Below are 13,074 nucleotides of genomic sequence, written 5' to 3' on the forward strand. Positions count from 1 at the left end.
GCCTAACGTATTCGCGAGCAAGCCCGCTCCCACACTGGTTTGTAGGGTTTGGAAGGTTGTACAAATAATCACCAATTGCCTTGCGCCCTTTCTCCCCCTTCTCTACAATTGCGCCCCTTGCCTTCCCGGCGGGCACGCATGTGCCTCCCAGTGGCAAGATTCCTAAGTGTCATTCACTCCTTGTCTGACCGTTTTTGAGCGGCAGGCTACAACCCGTAAGGAGCATTCATGCGTCATTACGAAATCATCTTTTTGGTCCACCCGGATCAAAGCGAGCAAGTCGGCGGCATGGTAGAGCGTTACACCAAGCTGATCGAAGAAGACGGCGGCAAAATCCACCGTCTGGAAGATTGGGGCCGTCGTCAACTGGCCTACGCAATCAACAATGTTCACAAGGCTCACTACGTGATGCTGAACGTTGAGTGCACTGGCAAGGCCCTGGCCGAGCTGGAAGACAACTTCCGCTACAACGATGCAGTGATCCGTAACCTGGTCATCCGTCGCGAAGAAGCCGTTACCGGCCAATCCGAGATGCTCAAGGCTGAAGAAAACCGCAGTGAGCGCCGTGAGCGTCGCGACCGTCCTGAGCACGAAGGCGCTGAAAGCGCTGATAGTGATGACAGCGACAACAGCGATAACGCTGACGAGTAATCCACGGACCTTATTAAGGAGCCTATCAAATGGCACGTTTCTTCCGTCGTCGTAAGTTTTGCCGCTTCACCGCTGAAGAAGTGAAGGAGATCGACTACAAAGATCTCAACACTCTGAAAGCCTACGTATCCGAGACCGGCAAAATTGTTCCAAGCCGTATCACCGGTACCAAAGCTCGTTATCAGCGTCAGCTGGCCACCGCTATCAAGCGCGCCCGCTTCCTGGCCCTGCTGGCCTACACCGACAGCCACGGCCGCTGAGACCGGGCAGTCGACAAGTAGTAAGGGATTGAATGCATGCGCGCCTTAGCTGAGTTCATCATGCGCGGTCGTGTGCAGGCCACTCTGGTAGTGGCTGGATGTGCTGCATTGCCGTTGTTGTATTGGTTGGGTGCTGCCGCAGGAAGCCTTGTGCTGCTGCGGCGCGGTTTGAAGGACGCCCTGGGCGTTCTTGCCCTGGGGTTGCTGCCGGCCTTGATCTGGTGGCTGCAATTCGACGATCCACGGGTACTTCTGGTACTGCTGGGGTCTTCGAGCCTTGCGTTGGTTTTACGCGCAAGTGAGTCCTGGGTCCGTACGCTGCTGGTCAGCGTGGCATTGGGAGTGGTGTATTCAGTGGTGCTTGGCGCGGCTTTCCGCCCGCAAATCGAGGCGCTGTCGCAGGAGTTGGTAAAAATCCTGCCACTGGCCCTCGGGGATCTCTACCAGCAATTGTCGGTAGATGAGCGAGCGCGCATGGCCACACTGATTGCTCCGGTCCTTACCGGCCTGATAGCGGCACTGTTGCAGATCGTCAGTGTGCTGAGCCTGATTCTTGGGCGCTACTGGCAGGCGTTGTTGTATAACCCGGGTGGTTTTGGTCGCGAGTTTCGCAGTATCAGAATCCCCGCAGGACCAGCGATGTTGCTGCTGGCGTGCATGCTTGTAGGGCCGAACTTTGGTCCGCAAATGGCCATGTTGACGCCGTTGTGCAGCGTACCGCTGGTGATTGCCGGGCTGGCCCTGATGCACGGGCTGGTGGCGCAAAAGCGCCTGGCCAAGTTCTGGCTGGTGGGGTTGTACGTGACGCTGTTGCTGTTTATGCAACTGATCTATCCGTTACTCGTGGTCTTGGCCATTGTCGACGGCCTGATTGATTTTCGCGGTCGTCTGGCGCCGAAAGACGCCGATAACGCGAACGGTGAAGGTTAAAAGTTAGAGGATTTTCACATGCAACTGATCCTTCTGGAAAAAGTCGCCAACCTGGGCAACCTGGGCGACAAAGTAAACGTTAAGGCCGGCTACGGTCGTAACTACCTGCTGCCATACGGCAAAGCCACCGCTGCAACCGCTGCCAACCTGGCCGCGTTTGAAGAGCGTCGCGCTGAGCTGGAAAAAGCCGCAGCAGACAAGAAAGCTTCGGCTGAAACCCGTGCTGCCCAACTGGCCGAGCTGGAAGTGACTATCACTGCCACCGCCGGTGACGAAGGCAAGCTGTTCGGTTCGATCGGCACCCACGACATCGCTGATGCACTGACCGCCTCCGGCGTTGAAGTGCAGAAGAGCGAAGTTCGTCTGCCGAACGGCACCATCCGCAACGTAGGCGAATTCGACGTAGCCGTGCACCTGCACGCTGAAGTTGAAGCCACCGTACGCGTTGTCGTGGTAGCAGCTTAAGTAGCACCTAACTGACTGGCACCTCGCGTGCCAGGCGGTTAACATCGGGCACGATCCTGTTTACAGGTCGTGCCTTTTGTTTTTTTCACACCCCCTAATTCCAAGTGGCCATGAACGATATTTCAGCTCCTGAGCAATACGATCTGCAAACCGCTGCCCTGAAGGTGCCGCCGCATTCCATCGAGGCCGAACAGGCCGTGCTCGGTGGCTTGATGCTGGATAACAACGCCTGGGAACGTGTGCTCGATCAAGTCTCGGACGGTGATTTCTATCGGCATGACCACCGCCTGATCTTCCGCGCCATTGCCAAGCTGGCCGACCAGAACTCACCGATTGACGTGGTGACCCTGGCCGAGCAACTGGACAAGGAAGGCCAGACCTCGCAAGTCGGTGGCCTCGGCTACCTCGGTGAGCTGGCGAAAAACACCCCGTCCGTCGCCAACATCAAGGCTTATGCCCAGATCGTGCGCGAGCGGGCGACCCTGCGCCAGTTGATCGGCATCAGCACCGAAATCGCCGACAGTGCCTTTAACCCTGAAGGTCGCACCGCCGCCGAGATCCTCGACGAAGCCGAACGGCAGATCTTCCAGATCGCTGAGGCCCGCCCGAAAACCGGCGGCCCGGTCAGCGTCAACGACCTGTTGACCAAGGCCATCGACCGTATCGACACCTTGTTCAACACTGACAACGCCATCACCGGTATTTCCACCGGCTACACCGACCTCGACGAGAAGACCAGCGGCCTGCAGCCGTCCGATCTGATCATCGTCGCCGGCCGTCCATCCATGGGTAAGACGACCTTTGCGATGAACCTGGTGGAAAACGCCGTGTTGCGCAGCGACAAGGCCGTGCTGGTGTACTCCCTGGAGATGCCAGGCGAATCGCTGATCATGCGTATGCTCTCGTCCCTGGGCCGGATCGACCAGACCAAAGTGCGTGCCGGTCGCCTGGAAGACGACGACTGGCCGCGCCTGACCTCGGCGGTCAACCTGCTCAACGACCGTAAGCTGTTTATCGACGACACCGCCGGTATCAGCCCGTCCGAGATGCGTGCGCGTACCCGGCGCCTGGTGCGTGAGCACGGCGATATCGCCCTGATCATGATCGACTACCTGCAGTTGATGCAGATCCCTGGCTCCAGCGGCGACAACCGGACCAACGAGATTTCCGAAATCTCCCGGTCCCTCAAAGCCCTGGCCAAGGAATTCAACTGCCCGGTGGTGGCGCTGTCCCAGCTCAACCGTTCCCTGGAGCAGCGTCCCAACAAGCGCCCGGTGAACTCCGACTTGCGTGAATCCGGAGCGATCGAGCAGGACGCCGACGTGATCATGTTCGTGTACCGCGACGAGGTGTATCACCCGGAAACCGAGCACAAGGGCATTGCCGAAATCATCATCGGCAAGCAGCGGAACGGACCGATCGGCTTTATCCGCCTGGCGTTCATCGGTAAGTACACGCGCTTCGAGAACCTGGCGCCGGGCAGTTATAACTTCGACGACGACGAATAGTTTCCAGCGTCTATAAGGGCCCTATCGCAGGCAAGCCCGCCCGCACATTTGAAAGCATTCACCATTCAAGTGTGGGGGCGGGCTAGCCCGCGATGGAGTCAGCACAATTCCGACCATTACCGTCGGAATTGGTCAAATTTTGTGCTATATTCCGCGCCCGCGATTTTTCATCTCAACACCGGTCACCGTCATGCAAACAGCCAAGCCGTTATTTGACTATCCCAAGTACTGGGCCGAATGTTTCGGTCCAGCGCCATTCCTGCCCATGAGCAGGGAGGAGATGGATCAGCTTGGCTGGGATTCATGCGACATCATCATCGTCACCGGTGATGCCTACGTGGACCATCCTTCGTTCGGCATGGCGATCATTGGCCGGCTGCTGGAGTCCCAGGGCTTCCGCGTCGGGATCATTGCCCAGCCCAACTGGCAGTCCAAAGACGACTTCATGAAGCTCGGCGAGCCGAACCTGTTCTTCGGCGTCGCGGCCGGCAACATGGACTCGATGATCAACCGCTACACCGCCGACAAGAAAATCCGCTCCGACGACGCCTACACCCCTGGCGGCATGGCCGGCAAACGCCCGGACCGTGCGAGCCTGGTGTACAGCCAGCGTTGCAAGGAAGCCTACAAGAACGTGCCGATCGTGCTCGGTGGCATCGAAGCTTCCCTGCGCCGCATCGCCCACTACGACTACTGGCAGGACCGGGTGCGCAACTCGATCCTGATCGACGCCACCGCCGACATCCTGTTGTACGGCAACGCCGAGCGGGCGATTGTCGAAGTTGCCCAGCGCCTGTCGTGGGGCCACAAGATCGAAGACATCACCGACGTGCGTGGCACCGCGTTCATTCGCCGTGACACGCCAGCGGGCTGGTACGAAGTGGACTCCACCCGTATCGACCGCCCGGGCAAGGTCGACAAGATCATCAACCCGTACGTGAATACCCAGGACACCCAGGCCTGCGCCATCGAGCAGGAAAAGGGCCCGGTTGAAGACCCGGAAGAAGCCAAGGTCGTACAGATCCTCGCCAGCCCGCGCATGACCCGCGACAAGACCGTGATCCGCCTGCCATCGGTGGAAAAGGTCCGTGGCGACGCAGTGCTGTATGCCCACGCCAACCGCGTGTTGCACCTGGAAACCAACCCAGGCAACGCCCGCGCCCTGGTGCAGAAGCACGGCGAAGTGGACGTGTGGTTCAACCCACCGCCCATTCCCATGACCACCGAAGAAATGGACTACGTGTTTGGCATGCCTTACGCCCGTGTCCCGCATCCTGTGTACGGCAAGGAAAAAATCCCGGCCTACGACATGATCCGCTTCTCGGTGAACATCATGCGTGGCTGCTTCGGCGGCTGCACCTTCTGCTCGATCACCGAGCACGAAGGCCGGATCATCCAGAACCGTTCCGAAGAGTCGATCATCCGCGAGATCGAAGAGATCCGCGACAAGGTCCCAGGCTTCACCGGGGTGATTTCCGACCTTGGCGGGCCGACCGCGAACATGTACCGCATCGCCTGCAAGAGCCCGGAAATCGAATCCGCGTGCCGCAAGCCGTCCTGCGTGTTCCCGGGCATCTGCCCGAACCTGAACACCGACCACTCGTCGCTGATCCAGCTGTACCGCAGCGCCCGTGCCTTGCCGGGTGTGAAGAAGATTTTGATCGCTTCCGGCCTGCGTTACGACCTGGCCGTGGAGTCGCCGGAATATGTCAAAGAGCTGGTGACCCACCACGTCGGTGGCTACCTGAAGATCGCCCCGGAACACACCGAGGAAGGTCCGCTCAACCAGATGATGAAACCGGGCATTGGCAGCTATGACAAGTTCAAGCGCATGTTCGAGAAGTACACCAAGGAAGCGGGCAAGGAGCAGTACCTGATCCCGTACTTCATCGCCGCCCACCCCGGCACCACCGATGAAGACATGATGAACCTGGCCCTGTGGCTCAAGGGCAATGGCTTCCGCGCCGACCAGGTGCAGGCGTTCTACCCGTCGCCAATGGCCACCGCCACCGCGATGTACCACTCGGGCAAGAACCCGCTGCGCAAGGTCACCTACAAGAGCGACGCGGTGACCATCGTCAAGAGCGAAGAACAGCGCCGTCTGCACAAGGCGTTCCTGCGCTACCACGACCCCAAAGGCTGGCCGATGCTGCGTGAAGCGCTGACCCGCATGGGCCGCGCCGACCTGATCGGGCCGGGCAAGGATCAGTTGATTCCGCTGCATCAGCCGTCCACCGACAGCTACCAGAGCGCCCGTCGCAAGAACTCGACGCCGGTGGGCAGCCATAAGGTCGCCAAGGAAACCACCACCAGGATCCTCACCCAGCACACCGGCCTGCCGCCTCGTGGCAGCGACGGCAGCAACCCGTGGGACAAGCGCGAACAAGCCAAGGCCGCGGCCATGGCCCGCAACAAGCAGGCGGCTAAAGAGCGCACCGACGCGGCCAAGGGCAAAGGCAAGAAGCCTGCGCGTAAGCCGGTCGTACCGCGTTGATCGCAGCCTGAAATGCAAAACGCCAGCCTCGTGCTGGCGTTTTGCTTTCTAGCGGGTGGGAAACCTGTTTGTTAAGGTGGCGCCCATTGAATCGCCTTCGCGAGCAAGCCCGCTCCCACATTCGACCGCATTCTCATGCTGGAACTCGGTCAACTGTGGGAGCGGGCTTGCTCGCGAAGGCGCCAGTTCAGACCCCACCTATTTCAAGGAAGAACACCCCATGAGCAACCCCTTGCTCAACATCGGCATGGACTCCAACCGCTCCCAGTTCATGGCGCGCCAGCGCATCGAAAGCCAGATCAACCTGCCACGGCTGTTCGCGGCCATCGACGCCGACCCCGGCATCGTCGGCGCAGGGGTGGTGTATATCGACGCTGACTTCAATGTCATTACCCTGCGCGAGTTCAAGCCGATCTGCAGCATCAAGCCCAAGCGCATCATTTTGCGTGAGGCGCAGAGGTACATTTCGCCGACGCAGTTTGCCAATCAGGTGGCTAACAACCCGCGTGAGTCCCGGTTGGTGGGCGAAGCAGTCAATACGACCCTGTCTTGTGCGGGCGCAATCCTCGGTTGGATTGTTGTGTTCAGCGGTACAGTCGCCGTGCCTTTCACGGGTGGCGCGAGCCTGGTGGTGGCGGGCATCGGTGCGACGGCTGCAGCGGCCAGTACTGTGCAATGTGTCGTCGGGGGGGTGAGAACTATCAACGAACTCAATGACCCGGCAGCCAACGACGATATGGATAGCGAGGACTGGTATCGCTATGCAATGCCGGTATTGGACGCCGCTTCACTGCTGGGTGCCGGCGCCTCTACTCTGACCACTCTTCGGCTGCTGCAGGCTCGAAAGGTGACTACTGGCAGAAGTTGGTACGAGTTGTCCAAGGGGTTGACCCGCCAGCAACGCAAGGCGCTCACCAAAGAGTTGCTGAGCCTGAAAGATCCAAGACTGAGCAATGAACTCTTGAAACTGCGCCAGCGCTCCGGTCTGCTGGCCAAGCGCTATTCAGCTAGCGAGATCAATCACGCTACTGTGACGCAGATCAGAGACTCCCTCGGGGCTGCCGTTGGTCTTACCGGGAGCGCTATATCAGGCAACATTCGAACGATTGCAGTTGGCCTCTATGAGGAGGTTGAGTGATGGATCGTCCTGGTTCATTAAGAGCTTTTTTGGCGCAATATTTTCCAGCGTTTATATGCGCGTTCTTCCTTGCCTGCTTCTCTCTCTCTGCCGCTATTTCATTGGCATCAAGTACATTTTTTCGCAGTGACCCAGAGCGGGCGCGTTACTCTTTTCTGGCGGCAGTTTTCTTGGGCTTGCTCTTGGCGTTCAGCCATTTCGTCATGATCAGAGGGCGAGAATGGGGGGCTTGGGCTATCGCAGCCTTCTACGTTGTATGTTTGCTGGTCGTGTTGCCAACCTATAGCTATCGGCCACATATGGCAGCGTATGTAATGGGGCTGCTGTTTCCGTTGGCGGGGTTGCTGTTGCTCAATAGTCAGCGTCATCGGGAAATGCGACAGAAACTCGTCGAGCTGCGCCATCTGCGCCAGGCTGCGACCGCAAAGTACAAAAAACGGTGATTGTGCAGATTCACTAGCCGTGAACTCCCCAAGCGTTTCGCGCCTACCGAAGTCAAGCATGCAACAGTCACGCAAATTAAGGATGCCTTGGGTGCCGCGGTCGGCTTTACCGGCAGTGCGGTTTCGGGGAGTGTTCGGACTGTTGCTGTAGGCCTGTACGAAGAGATCGAGCAATGAATGAGATTCCCAGCATTCGTAGTTTTCTGTCGCAGTATTTCCCGGTCTTTATGGGGGGGATATTCGCGTCCATTTTTACGTTGGTATTTGCAGTTCCGTTGTTTTTCGACAGCTATTTTCAGGACCTTCCCATGGAGGACAATGCAAAGTATTCGTTCCTGGGTGGCATCGCGCTCACTTTGGTGGTGGTGCACTGCAATTTCATGATTGCTCGCGGGCGTCCGCAATGGGTGCGGCCGCTGGCGGTGATCCTGGGGTTGTGCTTCCTAGGTGTGTTGCCCGCCATCCGTGATCAGCAGCATCCGTTGATCTATAGCTTGAGCTTATTGTTCCCACTGCTGGGCTTGCTGTTGCTCAATAGTCAGCGTCATCGGGAAATGCGTCAGAAACTCGTTGAGCTGCGCCATCTGCGCGAGGCTGCGACTGCAAAGTACAAAAACCTTTGATTGTTTATGTTCACTAGCCCTGCCTCAACGCGAGCGGCCTGTACGAGGAGTTAACGCAGTGAGCGGCTTTCCCGACATGGGCCGTTTCCTGGCCCGTTATTTCCCCGTGTTCATGGGCACCATCTTCATGGCGATCTTTTCGGGGTCTGCGGCGATTTCCATGGCTGGCGTGACGTATTTACGCGGCGTTGATCCTGCGCTCAAGTCCAGCTATACGGGGGGCGCGATCCTGGTGCTGGTGACAGTGCTGGTGTTTGGCAATGTGATGATTGCGCGTGGGTACTCTTGGGCTACGAGGCTGGTGGCGGGATACCTGGGCAGTTGTCTGCTGTTCGTGTTGCCGATGATTCAATACGACGTCAATGGTCTGGTTTATGGCTCCACCGTACTGTTCCCACTGCTGGGCTTGCTGCTGCTCAATAGCAAGCGCCATCGCGAAATGCGCCAGCGGCTGCTCGAAATACGCCACCTGCGCCAAGCCGTAATCGCAGCGCGCAAAAAGCGTTGATGGGGTAAGCGAATGAACGAGTTAATGACGCTACGCGACTTTTTCAGGCAATACTTTCTGACGTTTCTGGGTGGTGTATTCGCTGCGTATTTTTCGTTGGCATTGGCTGTTGCGCTGGCGTTCGTCACTTATTTTCGTGATGTGCCGCTGGCTCAAGTGGGGCTCAAGATCATGTTGGTCGGGGCGCTGCTCATTCTGTTGACGGTCCATAGCAACTTTATGATTTTGCGGGGCCGACCCTCCTGGGTGTGGGTGATGGTCGGTATCTACCTCGCCTGTCTAGTGTTTGTAGTTCCAATGGTTCAGTACCAGCCTCATAAAGTTCTCTATGGGTTGGCGCTGTTATTCCCATTCCTTGGATTGTTGACACTTAACAGCAAGGTTCAACGAGAGATGCGTACAAAACTCGTTGGAATCCGTCGCATTCGGCAGTCTGTCAAATCAACCGCTAGATCGAGTAGTCGCATGTGAAGGCGTTGCCTTCGATAACCGGTTTCAACGCAACGCGCAAAAAGCGCTGATTGGGTAGATTCACCACTGCGCCCCGCACTTGCGCCACAAATATGTGCAACCCTCGCACCACGACGGCCGCTCTCGCGCCGTTTTGGTGCTGTACTGCACCGGCTCCCTCAATAAAGCGCAATGACCGCCGCGCTGGCATAAGTCTTGCGCGCTTTGTGTTCATGCTCTGGCTCGCAGGAGGCCGCCGTGTCGATTCATGTCGCGTTGCACCATGTTACGCATTACCGTTACGACCGCGCTGTGGAGCTTGGCCCACAGATTGTGCGTCTGCGACCGGCGGCCCATAGCCGCACGCGGATCCTGTCCTACGCGCTGAAGGTGCTGCCCGAGCAGCATTTCATCAATTGGCAGCAAGACCCCCAGGGCAATTACCTGGCGCGCCTGGTGTTTCCGGAAAAGACCGATGAGCTGCGTATCGAGGTCGATCTGGTCGCCGAGATGGCGGTGTTCAATCCGTTCGACTTTTTCCTAGAGCCCTACGCCGAAAAAATCCCCTTCAGCTACGCCGCCGACGAGCAGCGCGAGCTGGCGCCGTATCTGGAAACTCTGCCGCTGACGCCGAAGTTTGCTGCGTACCTGGCCGGTATTGACCGCACGCCGCTGCCGGCCGTGGATTTCCTGGTCGGCCTCAACCAGCGCCTGGCGGCGGATATCGGCTACCTGATCCGTATGGAGCCGGGCGTGCAAACCCCGGAATTCACCCTCGAAAACGCCTCCGGCTCGTGCCGCGACTCGGCCTGGCTGCTGGTGCAGCTGCTGCGCAATCTGGGTTTGGCGGCGCGGTTTGTCTCCGGTTACCTGATCCAGTTGACCGCCGACGTCAAAGCCCTCGACGGGCCCTCCGGCACCGAGGTGGACTTCACCGACTTGCACGCCTGGTGCGAGGTGTATTTGCCCGGCGCCGGCTGGATCGGCCTGGATGCCACCTCCGGTCTATTCGCCGGTGAAGGGCATATCCCATTGGCCTGTAGTCCCGATCCATCGTCTGCCGCCCCGATCAGTGGGCTGGTGGAGCCGTGCGAGTGTGAGTTCACCCACGAAATGTCGGTGGAGCGCATTTGGGAAGCCCCTCGGGTGACCAAGCCCTACACCGAAGAACAATGGCTGGCGATCCAGGCCCTGGGCCGGCAGATTGATAGCGACCTGCTCAAGGACGATGTGCGCCTGACCATGGGCGGCGAACCGACCTTTGTGTCCATCGACGACCCCGACGGTGCCGAGTGGAACACCGCTGCCCTGGGCCCGGACAAGCGCCGACTGTCCGCCGAGCTGTTCCAGCGCATGCGCAAGCACTACGCGCCCAAGGGCCTGGTGCACTTCGGCCAGGGCAAGTGGTACCCCGGTGAGCAATTGCCGCGTTGGTCGCTCAATTGTCATTGGCGTCGGGACGGTGTGCCGGTCTGGCACAACGACGCGCTGATCGCCGACGAGCAGCAAGACTACGGCGCGGATGAGGTCATGGCCGGGCGCTTCCTGGCGAGCATTGCCGAGCGCCTGAAGCTCCCTGCGCGCTTTGTATTCCCAGCCTTCGAGGACAATTTTTACTACCTGTGGCGCGAAGGTGCCTTGCCACAGAACATCAGCGCCCAGGATTCGCGCCTGGAGGATGAACTGGAGCGCGAACGCCTGCGCAAGGTGTTCAGCCAGGGCCTGGATAAAGTCATCGGTCATGTGCTGCCCCTGGCGCGCACCGCAGCCAATGATCGCTGGCAGAGCGGCCGCTGGTACCTGCGCGACACCCATTGCCGGCTGGTGCCGGGTGATTCGCCGCTGGGCTATCGCTTGCCCCTGGCCTCGCAGCCCTGGGTGACGGCGGCAGATTACCCCTTTGTGCACCCCACCGATCCCAATCAAGATCTGCCGGCGCTGGCCATCAGCGCGTCAGCCCCGGGCGAGCCGGCCCCCAGCGACGAGCGTGTGCCCAAGGTCGACGAGTCTGCCGACTGGCTGACCCGCACTGCCTTGTGCGCCGAAGCGCGGGGAGGGCGGCTCTACCTGTTTATGCCGCCCCTGGAGCGGGTCGAGGATTACCTGGAGTTGGTGACCGCCATCGAGGCCACCGCCCAGGAACTGCATTGCCCGGTATTGCTGGAAGGCTACGAGCCGCCGAGCGACCCGCGTCTGAGCAACTTCCGCGTGACGCCAGACCCTGGCGTGATCGAGGTCAACGTGCAGCCGTCCGCCACCTGGGACGAACTGGTGGAGCGCACCGAGTTCCTCTATGAAGAGGCCCGGCAAACCCGCCTGACCACCGAAAAGTTCATGATCGACGGGCGCCACACCGGCACCGGCGGTGGCAACCACTTTGTGCTGGGTGGGGCCACGCCCAAGGATTCGCCGTTCCTGCGCCGCCCGGACCTGCTGCGCAGCCTGATCAGTTACTGGCATAACCATCCGTCGTTGTCGTACCTGTTTTCCGGGCTGTTTATCGGCCCGACCTCCCAGGCGCCACGGGTGGATGAGGCGCGCAATGACGCGTTGTACGAACTGGAAATCGCCTTTGCGCAGATGCCCGCGCCAGGCGAGGAATGCCCGCCGTGGCGGGTGGACCGCTTGCTGCGCAACTTGCTGATCGACGTCACCGGCAATACCCACCGCGCCGAATTCTGCATCGACAAGCTCTACTCGCCGGACGGTGCTACCGGGCGCCTGGGCCTGCTGGAGCTGCGCGCCTTTGAGATGCCGCCCCATGCACGCATGAGCCTGACCCAACAGCTGCTGCTGCGCGCCCTGGTGGCGCGCTTCTGGCGTGAGCCCTACGCGCCGCCGAAGCTGGCGCGCTGGGGCACGGAGCTACACGACCGCTTCCTGCTGCCGCACTTTATCGAGCAGGACTTTGCCGACGTGATCGTCGAGCTCAACGCCGCCGGTTATCCACTGCGCGCCGAGTGGTTCGCGGCACACCTGGAATTCCGTTTTCCCAAGGTCGGCGACTATGCCGTCAGCGGTATCGAGTTGGAACTGCGCCAGGCCCTGGAGCCCTGGCATGTGCTGGGCGAAGAGGGCGCGGCGGGCGGTACGGTGCGCTACGTGGATTCATCCCTGGAGCGCTTGCAGGTAAAACTCAGCGGCCTGGCGCCGCAGCGCTATGTGCTGACCTGCAACGGGGTGGCGGTGCCACTGCACGCCACCGGCCGGGTGGGGGAGTTCGTCGCGGGCGTGCGTTATCGCGCCTGGCAACCGGCCAATTGCCTGCAGCCGACCATCGCGGTGCATGCACCGCTGGTGTTCGATTTGCTGGATACCTGGATGCAACGCTCCCTGGGCGGCTGCCAATACCACGTGGCCCATCCGGGTGGGCGCAATTACGACAGCTTGCCGGTGAATGCCAACGAAGCGGAAAGCCGGCGCATGGCGCGGTTTTTCCGCCTGGGTCACAGCCCGGGCAAATTGCCGGTGCCGGCGATGGTGATCAACGATGAACTGCCAATGACCCTGGATCTGCGGCGGTTCCCCAATAAAAATGACTAAACACAACCCCACCTGTAGGCGCGGGCTCATGTGGGAGCGGGCTTGCCCGCGATGACCGAGT

General features: G+C 59.8%; 12 protein-coding genes and 1 pseudogene. All 13 read left to right on the forward strand.

Annotated elements, in window-relative coordinates; translation table 11 throughout:
• Positions 1 to 228 precede the first annotated feature (228 nt).
• Entirely contained in the window at positions 229 to 651 is a 423-nt protein-coding gene (rpsF, locus tag HBO24_RS16000) for a 30S ribosomal protein S6 (protein WP_003217491.1), read from the forward strand.
• Between the two features lie 29 nt (positions 652 to 680).
• Positions 681 to 911 (forward strand): 30S ribosomal protein S18, encoded by a 231-nt coding sequence (gene rpsR / locus HBO24_RS16005; protein WP_003171373.1) that lies wholly within the window; start codon positions 681 to 683, stop codon positions 909 to 911.
• 36 nt (positions 912 to 947) lie between these two features.
• On the forward strand, positions 948 to 1,841 hold the full coding sequence (locus tag HBO24_RS16010; protein WP_057437422.1) for a hypothetical protein: 894 nt from the start codon (positions 948 to 950) through the stop codon (positions 1,839 to 1,841).
• 18 nt (positions 1,842 to 1,859) lie between these two features.
• Entirely contained in the window at positions 1,860 to 2,306 is a 447-nt protein-coding gene (gene rplI, locus HBO24_RS16015; protein ID WP_003171376.1) for a 50S ribosomal protein L9, read from the forward strand.
• A 110-nt stretch (positions 2,307 to 2,416) separates the two neighbouring features.
• Entirely contained in the window at positions 2,417 to 3,814 is a 1,398-nt protein-coding gene (gene dnaB, locus HBO24_RS16020; RefSeq protein WP_017138451.1) for a replicative DNA helicase, read from the forward strand.
• A 190-nt stretch (positions 3,815 to 4,004) separates the two neighbouring features.
• Positions 4,005 to 6,308, forward strand: a complete 2,304-nt coding sequence (locus HBO24_RS16025; RefSeq protein ID WP_057958158.1) for a YgiQ family radical SAM protein — start codon at positions 4,005 to 4,007, stop codon at positions 6,306 to 6,308.
• 220 nt (positions 6,309 to 6,528) lie between these two features.
• Positions 6,529 to 7,446, forward strand: a complete 918-nt coding sequence (locus HBO24_RS16030; protein ID WP_170059987.1) for an NAD synthetase — start codon at positions 6,529 to 6,531, stop codon at positions 7,444 to 7,446.
• A complete protein-coding gene (locus HBO24_RS16035) occupies positions 7,446 to 7,889 on the forward strand; it encodes a hypothetical protein (RefSeq protein ID WP_057958160.1) in 444 nt (147 codons plus the stop codon). Before HBO24_RS16030 ends, HBO24_RS16035 begins: the two co-directional genes overlap by 1 nt.
• A gap of 21 nt (positions 7,890 to 7,910) precedes the next feature.
• Positions 7,911 to 8,066: pseudogene (locus HBO24_RS29610) on the forward strand (NAD synthetase); the annotation flags it as partial.
• Positions 8,063 to 8,512, forward strand: coding sequence for a hypothetical protein (locus HBO24_RS16040; RefSeq protein ID WP_170059988.1), 450 nt, complete (start codon positions 8,063 to 8,065; stop codon positions 8,510 to 8,512). The pseudogene HBO24_RS29610 and the gene HBO24_RS16040, both read left to right, overlap by 4 nt.
• A 58-nt stretch (positions 8,513 to 8,570) precedes the next feature.
• On the forward strand, positions 8,571 to 9,020 hold the full coding sequence (locus HBO24_RS16045) for a hypothetical protein (protein ID WP_143110324.1): 450 nt from the start codon (positions 8,571 to 8,573) through the stop codon (positions 9,018 to 9,020).
• Between the two features lie 12 nt (positions 9,021 to 9,032).
• Positions 9,033 to 9,491 carry a hypothetical protein gene (locus HBO24_RS16050; protein WP_057437428.1) on the forward strand — a complete coding sequence of 153 codons (459 nt, stop codon included), beginning with the start codon at positions 9,033 to 9,035 and terminating at the stop codon, positions 9,489 to 9,491.
• A 237-nt stretch (positions 9,492 to 9,728) separates the two neighbouring features.
• Positions 9,729 to 13,013 (forward strand): transglutaminase family protein, encoded by a 3,285-nt coding sequence (locus HBO24_RS16055; RefSeq protein WP_170059989.1) that lies wholly within the window; start codon positions 9,729 to 9,731, stop codon positions 13,011 to 13,013.
• Positions 13,014 to 13,074 lie beyond the last annotated feature (61 nt).

It is taken from the genome of Pseudomonas sp. WS 5410, from assembly GCF_012985645.1.
Classification (GTDB): Bacteria; Pseudomonadota; Gammaproteobacteria; order Pseudomonadales; family Pseudomonadaceae; genus Aquipseudomonas; species Aquipseudomonas shahriarae.

Bases quoted from the DNA above. Each gene is read 5' to 3' on its own strand.
- rpsF (WP_003217491.1), top strand. From the start codon at position 229: ATGCGTCATTACGAAATCATCTTTTTGGTCCACCCGGATCAAAGCGAG.
- rpsR (WP_003171373.1), top strand. From the start codon at position 681: ATGGCACGTTTCTTCCGTCGTCGTAAGTTTTGCCGCTTCACCGCTGAA.
- HBO24_RS16010 (WP_057437422.1), top strand. From the start codon at position 948: ATGCGCGCCTTAGCTGAGTTCATCATGCGCGGTCGTGTGCAGGCCACT.
- rplI (WP_003171376.1), top strand. From the start codon at position 1,860: ATGCAACTGATCCTTCTGGAAAAAGTCGCCAACCTGGGCAACCTGGGC.
- dnaB (WP_017138451.1), top strand. From the start codon at position 2,417: ATGAACGATATTTCAGCTCCTGAGCAATACGATCTGCAAACCGCTGCC.
- HBO24_RS16025 (WP_057958158.1), top strand. From the start codon at position 4,005: ATGCAAACAGCCAAGCCGTTATTTGACTATCCCAAGTACTGGGCCGAA.
- HBO24_RS16030 (WP_170059987.1), top strand. From the start codon at position 6,529: ATGAGCAACCCCTTGCTCAACATCGGCATGGACTCCAACCGCTCCCAG.
- HBO24_RS16035 (WP_057958160.1), top strand. From the start codon at position 7,446: ATGGATCGTCCTGGTTCATTAAGAGCTTTTTTGGCGCAATATTTTCCA.
- HBO24_RS16040 (WP_170059988.1), top strand. From the start codon at position 8,063: ATGAATGAGATTCCCAGCATTCGTAGTTTTCTGTCGCAGTATTTCCCG.
- HBO24_RS16050 (WP_057437428.1), top strand. From the start codon at position 9,033: ATGAACGAGTTAATGACGCTACGCGACTTTTTCAGGCAATACTTTCTG.